A 15,816-nucleotide genomic window follows, 5' to 3' on the forward strand; every position below is an offset into this window, starting at 1 on the left:
TTCCTCCACTCTATTTATATGTTATTTCTTAACTATGAACAAAAAGTTCCTCTATATAAGGTAACGCCTTCTGACCAAAAAATCAAAGTTCATTATCCAAATACTGATATAGATTTATAAAGAACTGTAAGTTACACTAAATATAATCCAACTTTTGTAAAGTCTAACGATTCTAATCTATCCAAGTGGGGTGAGTTCAATGATGGTTCGCAGATGTATGTTAGGGCTTGCGAGTTTTTTATTACTGGCTTCAGGTAACCAAGCTTTTGCCGCTTTCGATGATCTAGATAACACTTTGGACAAAAAGAAGATAGAATATTTGGATGAATATCATATTTTGACAGGTATCACTGAAACAACTTATGCTCCAGAACATACGTTAAATGTTGCGCAAGGTGTAAGTTCACTTGTAAAAGGGCTTGATCTCAATATTGATAATATGCGCTTTATCAAAAAGCCAGAAGCAAGTGATTACTATACACGTATCAGTAATGACGCATGGTATAGTAGCGATATGATTATTGCCCATCATAATGGATTGGACATACCGGCAGATGTAGATGTGACAACTGCTATGACACGCGGTCAATTTGCTACTTTACTCTGGCAAGCTGTAGAACAAGTCGATCCTGATATCAATGAATCCGGTGGTAACAATATAACATCCGCCAAAGCCAACCAACCGATTGCCGATAGCACCTCATTATCTGCTATAGATCAACAAATGGTAGAACAGGTTATTCATAATGAGATCGCTACACTCGATCAAAAAGGTAAATTTTACCCGGATGAACCGATTACCCGCGCAGAAGCCGCAGTCATGTTATACAATGCGATAGAATTGACAGGTAAGCTGGGTAGTGTAGGCACAATCGAATAACAGAATAAAATAAGATCAGAAAACAACAACTGTTATACAAATAAATGAATCCTTTTTTATACATTTTTATACAGCAAACTCCTTTACTGTAGAGCTTATATGAGCACTATAGTAAAGGAGTTTTTTTGATTGCCTATTTAGATCATTTTGGACATATTATGATTTGCGTGATCAATAATCTGTACGACGTTGCCAATCTTCTACAGTGATGGCATATAGAGCATGATCTTCCCAATTGCCGTTGATATGTAAGTAACGTTTAGCTAGACCTTCATGGCGAAATCCAGACTTTTCTAACACTCGTAATGATGGCGTATTCCATGGCATCACCCCTGCTTGTAACCGATGAAGCTGTCCTTCAGTAAAAGCAAACTGTAGACATTGTTGCACAGCAGCCGAAGCATAACCTTTGCCATGATGATCTTTATCTATAAAGTATCCCAGATTTCCATTTTGAAAAGGCCCGCGTGCTACTCCGCTGATTTCGATTCTTCCTACTAATTGTTGGCTAATAGATTCAAATATCCCAAATACATAACCCAGACCTGCTTCAAAATTCCGTTCTCCATTCATGATCATTTCTTGCTGAGCTTCAAGTGTCCAATACGACTCCGGGCGAATCGGTTCATATTTTTGCAAATACTCTCGATTGTGATGACGTAACTGTAATAGTAGATCAGCATAAGTCATTGTAAGTGGCTTTAAATCAACTTTTGATTGCATAAAATATTCATCCTCCTTTGTTCTATGTATCATAAAACAATTATTATTTTTGTTCTATACCTATCGTTTATACATTATTATCCTGCATTTTGTACAAAAATATACTTATTTTTGTCCATTTTATCTTTGTGATTGATACGCTATGATGTTTTTAACGATAATGATTCTCATTATTAAAACGATTTTAGATTGCATTTTATAGGGGGATTATGATGAACATAATTATTAAAAAGATAAATGTCTGGAGTTTTATTGTATGTATAAGCATATTATTAGCCGCATGTGGCAATTCTACAGCTTCTACAACAACTGCTGAACCTTCTACTTCTTCCAGTAATACAACAGCAACAAGTACAGCGACAACCAAATCTTTTATAGATTTTAAAAATAACAAAGTTGAAGTACCTACTCACCCTGAACGGATTATTTATATAGGTGGCGATCTTGGTGATTTGCTTGCGCTTGATGTCAAACCTATCGGCTCAACCTTACAAGTTATAGCAGATCAGGTCGTTTATTCTGATCTATTAGAAGGTATTGTAGACGTTGGTGAACCGGCTGATATAGAAAAAATTGCAGACCTTAATCCTGATCTGATTTTGGTCGATGGAGGCGGATTGTACGATAATATTTATGAATCGTTAACGAAAATTGCTCCTACCGTACTGCTTGAACGTAAACAGACTTATGATCGTCTACGTACATTAGGCGATATTTTAGGAAAACGTGATGTGGCTGAACAATGGATTACCACGTATGAGGCAAAAGCGAAAAAAGTGGTTAGCCAACTCCAATCTCACTCTGGTGATACAGCAACAGTATTTCTACAACTCGGTAAAGATATGTACGTTATGGGTGACAAAGGATTTGCTACAACACTATACAATATTTTGCAATTCAAGCCAAGTACAGGCGTAGAGAAAATGATCGCAGACAAAGAAGATTTTGCTCAGATTTCAGAAGAAGCTTTATCCGATTACGCAGGACAATGGCTATTTATTCTGAATGATGGCAATACTGCTAGCAATTCCAATACACAAAAAATGCTTCAAAGTGCGATCTGGCAAGCGATTCCTGCGGTTAAAGACAATCATGTCTATATGTTAAGTTCAACATGGAACTTTGATGATCCGATCACAAGAGAACGTATGCTAGATGAACTACCGAAAATCATGAATAAGTAAATCGATTGTATAAAAAGACTTTCCCTATTAAGGTTGAAAGTCTTTTTGCGTTTGGTATACAATATGTACATGTTATTGATAATAATTCTCAATTAAATAAAGGAGGGATTATATTGTTATTATCACGAATAGCCCAACTCCCTCTTCACTCCTATACTTTTGAATGTATACATGTTCAGATTGGCTCTTTGGCTCATTCTACTTCGTTATGTAATGATCGTTTGACTCATTCTTTAATCCTTTGCTTGCGAGATGGAGATACGATCCAGATCAATCAGCAGTCTTTTACAACTGTCTATGGTAGTTGTATGTTTCTCCCGCCAGACAGCACGATTGAGTGTAAAAACACTACAACAGAACCTATTTACTATCAAGTTTCTTTTTATATGTTTGCGCGAGGGGAACAACAACCTTGTATAGAACCTATCAAGTCATTGCCTTATCATATGTGGCTTCGTCCCACTCCTTTGTCTTCTATACTTGAATATATACAGTGTATGTCTCGTTTTTTTGACAGTCATGAAGCGTCTTCTATAGATGAAATACATCCCGAGATAGAGATGAATCACTTCCGCGCCAATCTGTTATTACAGCAGTTGATTTTAGCTTGTCTTGAAAGCCAGACTAGACAGTCTTCTGATCTTTTTGCACCTGCTTTGGAAGCAATACAACATACTGTAGATTATATTCATCAGTATTATCAGAAACCGATCACTGTCGAAGATTTATTACAATTATCCGGTTTGGGACGCTGGAAATATAGCAAGCTTTTTCAACAATTAACAGGCAAGAAACCGCTTGATTATATCAACGATATTCGCATCAATCGTGCAAAAGACTTATTACGATTGTCTAATCATTCGATTAAAGAAATTGCTCATTACGTCGGCTTCAAAGACGAATATTATTTTAGCAGACGATTCAGTCAATCTACAGGTATACCGCCCAAACAATATACGTATCGATATCATCGTACCCCGCCATCACTTTCATCTCATCGTCATACGTTAGCACCGCGTGTTGTAGCTACAGGTAATACACTTGGCGATGTATTATCGCTAGGCGTTCGACCAATAGGTGCATCGCTTACTGTGATTCGTGATCAAGTGATTTATCAACAGCAGTTGCTAGATATGAACGATATTGGTACATATGGAGAACCCGAGCAGATCGCCAGATTACAGCCTGATCTGATTATTCATGAATATACAACAGATGAAGTTAGTGTAGCTTTAGCTCGAATCGCACCTACATTTGTTATTTACCGTCATGATCCTGCCCATATTCGTTTGCGAGCTATCGCTAACTGGATTGGACAAGGTCGTCAAGCAGATCAATGGTTGTCTCTTCATCAGCAACAATCCGTACAAGTGTGGAAAGATTGTATTTCGATCAAACAAGGAGAAACAGCTCTGGTAATTATACAGATTGATGGTGATTTATTTGTGATGGGCGGTCATGGATTTGCACTGACTATTTATCAGCCATTTGCTTTCTGTCCTCCGCCAGCTATATCACAGATGATTCAGCAACAGATTCCCTATTTGGAGATTGCCTGGGATGAATTAGAACGATATGCGAGTGATCGTATTTTTTTGTTAGTCGATCATGATGCCACTTCTCTTGAATATCTACATCAGTTAACTCATAGACCAGTATGGAAAAGACTACAGATACACTCTCCTTTTCATCTTCATATCACAGAATCAAAATGGAACTTTGATGATCCTATTACGAGAGAGCATTTGTTATCTGTTTTACCGGATATTTTGAAAGTCACTTTTTAGTGCTGATCTTTTAATAGTAGTTATACCTGTTCAAATGTATTGTATTAACACACGATATGAATAAAATCAAAAAGCTAGTATCCTTTGTAAGAACAATAGATGTTCTTGATCGGGATGCTAGCTTTTTGATTTCCAAAATGATTCTGTTGTTTTTACTTTACTGCCTTTTACGTACCGAATTGAGCTGCATGTAGACGACTATATGCTCCACCCGCTTGAATCAATTCATCATGAGCGCCTTGTTCAGCGATACCTTCTTTGGTGACAACAATAATACGATCTGCATTTTTGATTGTTGCTAGACGATGCGCAATAATTAGTGTTGTTCTTCCTTGTGACAATTCGTTTAGCGATTGCTGAATCGCTGCTTCTGTCTCGGTATCCAGCGCAGATGTGGCTTCATCCAGTATCAAAATTGGTGGATTTTTGAGGAACATACGAGCAATCGATAATCGTTGCTTCTGACCACCGGATAACTTCACGCCACGTTCTCCTATAATCGTCTCCATACCTTCTTCATATGAAGTAATCACTTCTTCAAGCTGTGCTTGACGCGCGGCTGTCCATATTTCTTCTTCGGTTGCTCCCAATTTGCCGTAAGCAATATTTTCACGAATCGTACCATCGAATAAAAATACTTCTTGTTGTACAACACCAATCTGCGAACGTAACGAAGATAGTGTCATCTGCCGAATATCGATACCATCAATCGTCACTTCACCTTCAGCAATATCATAAAATCGTGGTAACAAGCTACAAATGGTTGTTTTACCTGCACCCGATGGGCCTACAAGAGCGACTGTTTCTCCTTCACGAATATGAAGATTGATCCCTTTCAAAATATAATCTTTACCCTCATATCCAAATGATACATTATTGTATGTGATATTGCCTTTCAGCCCACTGACTGCTTGAGCATCAGGTAGATCATGAATCTCGGTATCAGTATTGAGTAATTCTTCAAAACGGCGGAATCCTGCTATTCCTTTAGGATACGTTTCGATCACCGAGTTCAATTGTTTGATCGGCGCTAAAAATACATTAGATAGAAGTACAAAAGCGATAAAATCGCCATAACTCATTCCTTTTTCAATAACAAACCATGTGCCACAAACCAGTACAAAAATAGACACAAATTTCATCAAAATATAGCTAATCGACGAGTTCCAAGCCATGATGCGATATGCAACTAGCTTTGTACGGCGAAAACGTCCATTATTGATCGCAAATTGACTGATTTCATGATCTTCATTTGCAAAAGCTTGTACTACACGCATTCCGGTAACGTTATTTTCGACACGCGCATTGAAATCAGCGATATCTCCAAACATACGCCGGAAAGCGACGGACATTTTGCGTCCAAAAAAGAGTGATAAATAAATCATTAGCGGAACAACTACAAAAGTTAAAATTGCCAGATCCATATTGATACTAGCCATCAAAGCAAATGCACCAACAAGTGTCATCACAGCGATAAATAAATCTTCCGGGCCATGATGAGCAATCTCTCCAATATCCATCAGATCATTGGTCATACGTGATACCAGATGCCCTGTTTTGGCATTATCAAAAAAGCGAAACGGTAACCGCTGCACATGATCAAATAACTTTTTGCGCATATCGGTCTCAATATTAATTCCTAATTTGTGACCCCAATAAGTCACTACATAATTCAGAAATGAGCTAACTACAAATATCCCTAGCAAGCCTACACATGCCCACAAAATCACGCGCCATTCCCCACCTGGAAGCAAATCGTCGATGACCCGATTCACTGCTAACGGGAAAGCTAGTTCAAGAATAGCTGCAATAATCGCACATCCAAAATCGATCACAAATAATCCTTTGTAAGGACGATAATAAGCAAAAAAACGTTTTAACATTGCTGTCTCCTTTTCTGTACATCATTGATGTGTAATTTAGAAAAATATGTATTCTACCTAAAAAAATAACTATCACTGTAGTATACAACTACATCTAGATAGTTATTATAGCATTAATTTTTATAATTGATAATGATTATCATTTAAATTTAATTTTTTATCTTGTCCGTCTTATCCAAAATGTAAAAATATCATTTCGAACATAATCGTAAGAATACAATACTTTGCGATTCATTTCATCATAATGGGTCTGCTTGAGCAACAAAACAGAAGATTGCGGATACATACATAACATTTGAAGATGAGGGTCTGTAGGAAGTGGTACGGTTAGTTCTGTATCTGCACCTACAATCTGGATACCTACCTGTTGTTCTAAATGTTGAAATAAAGACCCTGTAAATACACTTTCATCAAATGTATTGCCGACCAGTTGTACCGGCATATAGTTGATCGAATGAGCGACAATTTCTCCATTTGCCATACGTGAACGTTCCAAAACGATCATAGGTTCATCAATAGATAAGTCCATTCGTTCCGCTACTTCAAGAGGACACTTTTCTGAAATAATATACGCTAATCGTTGATCTTCGGTTAGACCTGCTGAACGAATCATATCTCCTATACTATATAGCCGATCCAGCGAACTGGGGATATGTTGCAAAGTACGTGTCAAAAATGTGCCACTGCCATGTTTGACAAATAATTTCCCTTCATCTCTTAACTTACGAATCGCTCCACGAACCGTAGTACGACAGACTTTAAATTGAGTCGCTAGTGTAGATTCAGAAGGTAATTGATCTCCAGCATGAATATGATGTTCTGCGATCCATTGCTCGATACGAAGTTTGATCGTTTCCTGCTTGGCAGACATATGAATCGATCCATCCTTTCTATAGCCAAAATATACAAGTGCGTTAAATATAATAAGTCTGTTATAGCGAATGAGTAATATAGATAGGATTGGTAAAAGCAATCATGCTGTACATTTCAGCAAAATATCCATACAACTCAACCCTTACCCAGCTTAAAGATTGAGTCTGTTCTAATTCGCAATCATACACTTCGGTCTGCACTGGAATTGGTTGTTCGAACAATATTCCTTGATTGCTGTTCACCACTAAGCGTAACGATTGATCAGCTAACTCATAATATTGTTGCCGGCAAATAGTATCTAATGCTATTTCTAACTGTATTTGTTCATGTGATGGACAATAGATTTCTTGTCCAATCGTATAACGCTTAGAATGATCTGGATGGATCGGATGTATAATATGGGCTGTAAATGTAAGCAAAGGCCCCATCGTAACAGTAACTGCTCCTTGACGAAGAGCTGTCAGAGCAGAATAGTCTTTCGGTTCTAGCTCGATATGATCTGTATAAGATACCTCTGACGTCTGCAACATATCTAATGAATACCACAATGTTTCTTCATCTTCTGTACCTAGATATGTAATAGCTGCTGGAGCATCATGAGCTTCTGTTCGATGCCAATCCCGCCCACTGGTAGCTGTTATACGATGCCCTTCATTCAGTAAAGATGTCCACCAGGCAAAAGCACGTTGGCTATCTTTTTTGATAGCTGGCATTAATGTAGACCAGACTTCGATATAATCTATCTTTTGCCAGTTTGTTATCGGATATTCCCAATAACAGCCTGTACAGATAGGACTACCTATGCGAAATGGATGAGCTATCCCTACAAGACCACCTTGTGTATGCACCTGATCGATCCCTTTTTCAATATTGTATATACCGAAATTACGCCAATCCACATAGGTAGCTATTCCTAACGTAATCATATGCCCGTAGAACGTTGTCCATTCCATACCAGGAATAATATGAATACCTGTTTCGTATTGAATACGTTGACGATCTTGTAGACCGGACTGTGTATTATGATCGGTGAGTGCAATACAATCAATTCCTAAATTCAGAGCTGACTGTACAAGTTCATCCAGCGTGTGTTGTCCATCACTATGAAGAGTATGCGTATGTAATTCAGAAGGTATCCATTTCATATTGTTATTCCCCCCATACTTCAAGTTGATAATGACATGCTGGCGTCACAATAGAATGAATACTTAAAATTACTTTCCATTCTCCTACAGGATTGGAACCTTTCCAAAATCCTGGCGAAGCATGATCTGCGGATAAAAAATGAGTCTGTTGTGAGTCTTGACGATGTGCTTGTCCGCGATGAGTGTGCGGGTCATCTACAGAAAGTGTAATCAGATTGTGAAGCGGAGCATATTTTTTCCAGTCATGATCTTGTGGCGAATGATACCCGTATCGAACCATAGCAGATTCAATAATCGTTTGGGCTTGATCGGTATCTGTTAATGTTTTGGGCGTATAACTGAACTCTATACGAATCATAGATACTTCCTTTGCGATAGGAAAAGTATACGTAATATGAGTCTGTGTAGCTAACGGATCAATACTACCTGATACGTGCAACCATTTTTCCATCGAAACATGTCTCCTTTTCCCTATCCGCTATGTTCACTTTTCTAGATCAACGTAATACAATTCCATAATGTCTGTACTGGAGCAACCGAGGTCAATTCCACTTTTGTCTGTGCTTGGATACCTTTAGTCGGTTGATATTCATCATCTAACATAAACGCATAGATGCCCTGGACACCGATACGTTCTACTCCTTCAGGCAAAAGAAGTACTCGAATTTCCGCAATATGATCTAGCTTAGTGCCTGCTGGTAGCTTAATCGTAGTCGAAAAATGTAAATCTGGCCCCTGATAAGCCGCTCGAAAATCAGCAACTCGTAAATCATTAAAGCTAGAAGACCACCATTCTTCTTGACCTTGTAAACGTACTTGAAAATCAAGACAAGTCTGTTGTACATCCATACGAGCATTATAGACATCTAAAGCATATTTGGAACTCTGAATAAATAAGTATTGACGCTGATCTCCCAATTTCCATGAATACGGATCATTATTACGATCCACGATGTACTGACGATTCATTTCCCAATTGGTCATCTGATAGGTGAACGGATACACCGTCATAATCTGTTCACGCGGTTCCTGCTCAGGATACCACCCATAAGATGGTGGTAAGATGACCCGATAATTCGACCACACTTCGTCTACAAAGTTACCATTCGCTGTTGCCGCTTGCAGTACAGGTAGGCCTCCACAGTCTGTCTTACCTTGAAATGAAGTGATTACATGATGAGGCCCTTGATAAGTAGCAGATAGTAGATGACCTGTATGATCGATTTCTACACGATACATCCATTCAATATCTGTCGTTCTGCCCCACTTGCTCATTAATAATCCAGAAGGTGTACCTTCATCTTCATGACTAAATACCATATGATATTCAATGACTGTGCGATTTTCTTTGTGTTGCATCCAATACATGACAAGAAGCGGTGTATCTGTAAATGTGCTCTCATAATCATGAGTAAGATTGCGCCCATACACAATCGGTGTATGTTGATAGACCAGTGCTGACGACGAAGTCGCATCGATCCAGTGTACTTCATAACTTTCGAGACGAATCTGTTCTACTTTGGATGGAGATTCCAGGTCGCGAAATTCTATCTCAATCTCATATGTTCCAGCTTCCAGTTGCCCGAGCAAGCGAGTATAGATTAATGAGTCTTTACCATAAAATAAAATCAGATCTTGATTGTATTGTTGATTTACATAGATACGAATCATAGCTGATTCATGATTTTTCTGTTGCCAGTGACTGTTACTCATCGCCTTCAGATGCAATTCTACGAACCCTTTTGCCGGAATATTGATTTGAAAATAACAACGTTGAGAACGTGTTAATACCTTATCTAATACTGCTGTATCAATAACGTTAGTATCGTTTTGGTAATTCTTCATCTATGTTATCCCTCTTTCCCCATTGTTCGAATATAGAAATAACCCATAACGGAACAAAGTAAAAACATCAATACAGCCATAGCACTTGCAGTATGAGTCTCCTGATAATTAGAAAAGACTTGTTGCATCGCGACCCCTAATACTTGAGGAGCATTAGCACCAATTAGAAAAGGAGCAGTAAAACTACCGATTACACCCATAAAAATAAATGTGATCGCTACCCACATCGTTTTGTAAGAGAGTGGCAAAATAAATCGAAAAAATAACTGCCAGATATTTGCACCTGCATCACGCGCACTTTCGATAACCGAGTTAGGGACTGCCGCCAGAGCAGAACTCAATAACATCGTTGAGAACGGAATATTGAACCATAGATTGGCGAGTAATAACCCTTTGTAATCGTAAATTATTTTGGGAAATGTATCGATACCAATCAATAACAACAACCTTGATAACCAACCATGATTACCATACATCGTAATCAGACCATAAGTTGCAATAACACCCGGTACAAACATCGGAATAAAGTATAAGCGGTTGATCCATTTCACAACCCACCCATGACCAAAACGTAGATAGACTGCTAACGCATAACTAATCACTAACGATAACAAAGTAGAAACAATCGTTACCTGTAACGTATATATAATATTTTGTCGCATTGTCGGCTCTGTAAATAAACGAATATAGTTGGCTAAGCCAAATCCGCCACCATTTTCATCGATTAAGCTTTCTCGAATGGCATATAAAATAGGCAGTATCACGACAAAAAACAAAATAAGAAAGGAAGGGATGACTAGAGCAAGCCCTAGTATCCCTTTTTTCATAGTGGAATTCATCATCATTGACCTGCAACATCAGTCTGCCAGCGTTTGTAAATCTCTTGCTGTAGATCGCCACCATTAAATTGACGGTACGATGCAGACACGCTTGCAAATTTATCTTGTAATTCTTTAGACATCAAATCCCATTTGATTCCCGGATAACCGTACATTTTGTTTACGACAATCGTTTGAGCTTCTGGTGTAAGTATATAATCAAGTAGCTTTTGAGCAGCTTCTTTTTTGCTAGATAGCTCTGGAACCATCAAGTATGAAGGGCCACCTGTAAAAGCAGGGCTAATCTGAGTGAGCTTCGTGGTGTCTGGTAAAAGCTGTTTGTTGATCTGCTCTAGCGCCATATCTGACCATGCAGGAACTATATCTACTTCACCATTCGCAAGTAAATCCAGTGTGCCTTGATTTTTTTTCGGATAAACTCCTTGCTGATACATAGACGGGCCAAGTTGTTTTAGCAAATTGAATCCTTGATCCCATTTCTGTGCGATTGCAGGATCACTACTATTCATATCTTCTGGTGGTAAAAAATTGTAGATCGCTGTCGTTACAAATGAACTACCTGCTCCACCTGTAGAAGGATCATTATAAGCAAATTTACCGGGATGTTGACGAATCCATTCGTATAGTTCGTCTGCGGTTTTGGGAGGGTTAGGTACATTTTGGCTATTATAAGCAAGCACTACAGAAGAAGCGCGGTAAGGCACAGCCATATCATTCACTTGTTTTAAGATAGATGTATCGATATTTTTGAGATTAGGCACACTTGCTGTATCTAATTTAGCCCAGATTCCGCTTTTGTCGCCTTTTGTAATATCATCCAGACTGCCTTCATACAAATCTACATCTACATTGGTCTGTCCACTTTGTTTGGCAGCCAAAAGGCGATCCAGTGCCGATTGTCCTCCTGTTCCTGATGGAAGATAGACCAATTTCACTTTAATCGTTGGATTGGATTTTTCAAATTCAGGAATTAACGTTTCCCACAATTCTTTTACATTTAACGAACCACTGGTATACAAAGAAATCTCTGTTGTCTGTGCAGAAGAACTACTTGCATTTGCTTCGTTTGTCGCTGATTTGCCTCCGCACCCGGCTAACGCAATTACCAAACATAATCCAACTAGCAATAGAATACTCATTTTAGCTTTATTTAACACAAGAACATCCTCCTTTAAAATAACTGCATTTGAGATGACTTTAGTATGAGTTTCTGATTATGTGTCTGCTTTCGATACACTGATTTCTGGAAAAACGTTCATTTTATGAAACATCAGCGATATCGGTTGACCTGGATGTAAAGTAGCCGCCTGTTCACGAGGTACAAATACTTTCAGTACTTCTTCTTCATAATTGACCGATAATTCTGCATAATGACCTAGTACCATAACCTGACGAATATGACCTGTTAAGCCTTCTTCTTGTTCAGACAGATATATGTCTTCTGGACGAACAGCAACTACACATTGCCCGATAGGCAATTCTAACTTTGGATTAGGCAGACGCAATCCACCTACTGTAATATGCTGTCCATCGCTCACCCCCTTTAAAACATTGATACGACCGATAAAATGAGCAACAAACAACGATTGTGGCGTATCATAGATGTCCTGCGGTGTAGACAGTTGCTCAATCTGACCACCATGCATAACAACAATCCGGTCTGAGATCGATAGGGCCTCTTCTTGATCATGTGTTACAAAAACCATCGTCATATCGGTGGCCATCTGAATATCACGTAACTCTTCGCGCATCTCCATCCGTAGCTTGGCATCCAAAGCGGAAAAAGGTTCATCTAACAGTAATACATCTGGCTTTAACAATAATGCTCTAGCTAAAGCGACTCGTTGTTGCTGTCCGCCTGATAATTGAGTAGGATGTTTACTGGCTGCACTGCCGAGTTGTACCAGTTCTAAAGCTGCTCTGACTTCGCGCTCTATATCTGCCTTCGCATATTTGCGGATTTTCAGACCAAATGCTAAATTTTCATATACTGTCATATGCGGCCACAGATTATAACTTTGAAATACCATAGCCGTTGGTCTTTTTTCAGGAGGTAACGGTAATATGCTATTGCCACGAATCAAAATATCTCCACTATCCGGCTCCAAAAAACCGCCAATCGATCGTAAAACCGTTGTTTTCCCGCAACCAGAAGGTCCAAGCAAGGTCACCATTTCGCCTTTGGCAATCTCTAGCGAAATATTTTTTACACCATCGCCTGTTTTGAATAGTTTGCTTAGATTCCGAATCGACAATTGAGACTGTATCGTTGTATTCATAACTCCTCCTGCTCCCTTTGCTCTTGCTTACACTAAAATCTGCAATCAATTTTCCCTTTATTTCACTTGAAATCCACCAGACAATACGTCTGCACTTACAAATTTACGAGCAGCTACTAACAAAATGACTGTAGGTAATGTCAAAATCACAGAAAATACAGCACCTGTCGTATTAGGATAATCTGCAATAATAGAGTACATAATAATCGGCATCGTTTTGAAATCAGGAATCCCTACTAACAAAGTACCTTGTGCTTCGTCTAAGGAAGCTAAAAAGGTGAAAATCGAAGCGACCATAATACCGGGAAAAGCCATCGGAAATGTAATTTTCCAAAATACTCGAATCGGCCCTGCTCCTACATCGCGTGCTGATTCTTCTTGAGCCTGATGTACACTACGAAAAGCAGACGCTGGAATCCATGTCATATACATCAATGTATTGACCATATGAATAAGTACAATTCCTACAAATGTATTCATCAATCCGAATTTGTAAAATAAAACAGCAATCGAAACATATAAGCCCATTTTCGGAAACGCATGTGTAAGCAGAAATGAAAATAAAAACCATTTACTGAGCGGAAATGAAATACGAGCAAATGCATAAGCCGCAGGTACACATACAATAATCGAACATACGGTTACTACAGTCGCTATCAAAAATGAGAGCGAAATAGATTGCAACACATCATCCTGACTCAAAACAAATTGCCACCATTGTAACGACCAGCTTTGTGGTAAAGCCGCCGGGTACTGCCACTTACCGGATACTGCCAATATCAATAAATTCAGTAACGGCCCCAGAAAAAAAATCACAAAGACGATCAACAATAAAAACTCTACAATTTTGCGTTTACCTAACGCATGCACATACCACTTCATAATTCATTCCTTTCTTCCACTGATCTGCACGTATGTACTCTAAAAAATGGTTTTACTTTAAACGTTAGTCATCCAAAGTTGTTTAGACGTCTACATCACTGACACTTCTGAGTATAGAAACAATTTATTTTCGCAAAATATGTCGAAATATAGGTTTGAGTAAATATTGAAACTCATTTGGGTTGGGATTTAATATTTAACGAATAAAACAACGCTAATAGAAACTTGAACCGTTTGCATTTTATATAGTAGGTAAATTGAAAATAGATGCTGATGTATGTAAATCTAGCTTGAAGATGTAGACATACTAAAAAGACTTTGAATGATTGCAGTCGATCTGCATACACAAAAAGTCTAATCATAATCCTATTCACTTTACTTTTACATTTTCAAATAATAAAGAATATAACACCTCATAAATCAATCCATTCTAAAATGATTGATTTTGGTATAATGGAGAATCTGTATTTTAAAGATTATTTCATTTACAGCAAAAATTGAATTTGGTGGAACACTGGAGGATGAACATTGTTAGTATCTAGAATTGATTTGAACGATTATATCGCAAAGTATGTAAATTATTTATTAATCGAAAAAAATTTATCACCGAAATCGATCAAAGCGTATTTATCTGATTTGAATATGTTCAACGATTGGTTAGTAGACAACCAGATAGAAGTTGTGACCGAAGCCGAAATCTATTTGTATTTCAATACATTGAGTCACTTGAATCTATTAAAAGATTCTACCATCAAACGGAAATACATATCCTTCAAAGGATTTTTCTTGTTTTTAGCTCAAAAACATTGGATTGATCAATCTCCTTTACTTCATTTTGGTAAACGATTTAAAACAGCAAAACGGATTCCCAAAACGTTACCGACCAATGAAATTAAACGTTTATTATCTGCACCCGAGAATGATCGCAATCGTCTCAAAACTGCATTCAGTACTCGATTAAGTATCCGAAATGATGCCATTATCGACTTGCTCTTTTCAACAGGGATTCGTATTGGAGAGCTAGTACAAATTCGCTTAAAAGACCTTGATCTACGCAATCGAGTGGTTGTGATATTTGGCAAAGGACGTAAAGAACGCTTACTGTATCTATCCAGCAAAGAACTGATTGATAAGATCCAAGACTGGCTTAAAGTCAGAGACGCTTTTCATCCAAAAGACGATTGCTTATTCCTAAATAAGTATGGAAATGGACTGTCCATCTATGGTATTGAGGATATTTTCTGTAAATATAAAGAAATGGCAAAAATCAATCAAAGCGCCACGCCTCATTATTTGCGACACTCTTTTGCTACTCAATTGTTAGAAAACGGAGCCGATTTAAGAGCAGTTCAAGAAATTTTGGGACATTCGAGTGTAAGTACAACGGAGATTTATACAGAGGTATCAGTTAAAAGAAAGCGCGCTGTATTAACAAAATTCAACCCTAGAAATCGATTAGAAACCTCCAAATAACTATGAATTATTTGGAGGTTTTT

General features: G+C 38.1%; 14 protein-coding genes. 4 read left to right on the top strand and 10 right to left on the bottom strand.

The window, feature by feature from the left end; translation table 11 throughout:
- The first annotated feature begins 199 nt into the window (after positions 1-199).
- The gene (locus ACFSGI_RS12615; RefSeq protein WP_204824480.1) at positions 200-880 is read left to right on the top strand and encodes an S-layer homology domain-containing protein; all 681 of its coding nucleotides are present in this window, start codon (positions 200-202) and stop codon (positions 878-880) included.
- Between the two features lie 171 nt (positions 881-1,051).
- On the opposite strand, the gene ACFSGI_RS12620 is transcribed toward ACFSGI_RS12615, so the two are convergent.
- Positions 1,052-1,603, bottom strand: a complete 552-nt coding sequence (locus ACFSGI_RS12620) for a GNAT family N-acetyltransferase (protein ID WP_379283352.1) — start codon at positions 1,601-1,603, stop codon at positions 1,052-1,054.
- Positions 1,604-1,815: 212 nt separating this feature from the next.
- Between ACFSGI_RS12620 and ACFSGI_RS12625 the strand changes: the two genes are divergently transcribed.
- Together ACFSGI_RS12625 and ACFSGI_RS12630 are read left to right on the top strand one after the other, a co-directional pair.
- Complete coding sequence (locus ACFSGI_RS12625; protein ID WP_204824482.1) at positions 1,816-2,787, top strand: ABC transporter substrate-binding protein; 972 nt, start codon at positions 1,816-1,818, stop codon at positions 2,785-2,787.
- A gap of 113 nt (positions 2,788-2,900) precedes the next feature.
- Positions 2,901-4,574 (top strand): helix-turn-helix domain-containing protein, encoded by a 1,674-nt coding sequence (locus ACFSGI_RS12630; protein WP_204824483.1) that lies wholly within the window; start codon positions 2,901-2,903, stop codon positions 4,572-4,574.
- A 167-nt stretch (positions 4,575-4,741) separates the two neighbouring features.
- On the opposite strand, the gene ACFSGI_RS12635 is transcribed toward ACFSGI_RS12630, so the two are convergent.
- The 9 genes from ACFSGI_RS12635 to ACFSGI_RS12675 all read right to left on the bottom strand — a co-directional run bounded on the left by ACFSGI_RS12635 (position 4,742) and on the right by ACFSGI_RS12675 (position 14,320).
- A complete protein-coding gene (locus ACFSGI_RS12635) occupies positions 4,742-6,457 on the bottom strand; it encodes an ABC transporter ATP-binding protein (RefSeq protein WP_204824484.1) in 1,716 nt (571 codons plus the stop codon).
- Between the two features lie 157 nt (positions 6,458-6,614).
- Entirely contained in the window at positions 6,615-7,328 is a 714-nt protein-coding gene (locus tag ACFSGI_RS12640; protein ID WP_204824485.1) for a GntR family transcriptional regulator, read from the bottom strand.
- Between the two features lie 61 nt (positions 7,329-7,389).
- A complete protein-coding gene (locus ACFSGI_RS12645) occupies positions 7,390-8,475 on the bottom strand; it encodes a CehA/McbA family metallohydrolase (RefSeq protein ID WP_204824486.1) in 1,086 nt (361 codons plus the stop codon).
- Positions 8,476-8,479: 4 nt separating this feature from the next.
- Positions 8,480-8,926, bottom strand: coding sequence for a hypothetical protein (locus tag ACFSGI_RS12650; RefSeq protein ID WP_204824487.1), 447 nt, complete (start codon positions 8,924-8,926; stop codon positions 8,480-8,482).
- Between the two features lie 41 nt (positions 8,927-8,967).
- Entirely contained in the window at positions 8,968-10,320 is a 1,353-nt protein-coding gene (locus tag ACFSGI_RS12655) for a hypothetical protein (RefSeq protein ID WP_204824488.1), read from the bottom strand.
- Between the two features lie 5 nt (positions 10,321-10,325).
- The gene (locus ACFSGI_RS12660; protein WP_204825010.1) at positions 10,326-11,159 is read right to left on the bottom strand and encodes an ABC transporter permease; all 834 of its coding nucleotides are present in this window, start codon (positions 11,157-11,159) and stop codon (positions 10,326-10,328) included.
- Positions 11,160-11,161: 2 nt separating this feature from the next.
- On the bottom strand, positions 11,162-12,316 hold the full coding sequence (locus ACFSGI_RS12665) for an extracellular solute-binding protein (RefSeq protein ID WP_204824489.1): 1,155 nt from the start codon (positions 12,314-12,316) through the stop codon (positions 11,162-11,164).
- Positions 12,317-12,373: 57 nt separating this feature from the next.
- On the bottom strand, positions 12,374-13,438 hold the full coding sequence (locus ACFSGI_RS12670) for an ABC transporter ATP-binding protein (RefSeq protein WP_379283359.1): 1,065 nt from the start codon (positions 13,436-13,438) through the stop codon (positions 12,374-12,376).
- 57 nt (positions 13,439-13,495) lie between these two features.
- On the bottom strand, positions 13,496-14,320 hold the full coding sequence (locus ACFSGI_RS12675) for an ABC transporter permease (protein ID WP_204824490.1): 825 nt from the start codon (positions 14,318-14,320) through the stop codon (positions 13,496-13,498).
- A gap of 528 nt (positions 14,321-14,848) precedes the next feature.
- Here ACFSGI_RS12675 and ACFSGI_RS12680 point away from each other — a divergent pair.
- Positions 14,849-15,793 (top strand): tyrosine-type recombinase/integrase, encoded by a 945-nt coding sequence (locus ACFSGI_RS12680; RefSeq protein WP_204824491.1) that lies wholly within the window; start codon positions 14,849-14,851, stop codon positions 15,791-15,793.
- The last annotated feature ends 23 nt before the right edge of the window (positions 15,794-15,816 follow it).

It is taken from the genome of Paenibacillus nicotianae (assembly GCF_042681745.1).
In the GTDB taxonomy this organism is placed as follows: Bacteria; Bacillota; Bacilli; order Paenibacillales; family Paenibacillaceae; genus Saccharibacillus; species Saccharibacillus nicotianae.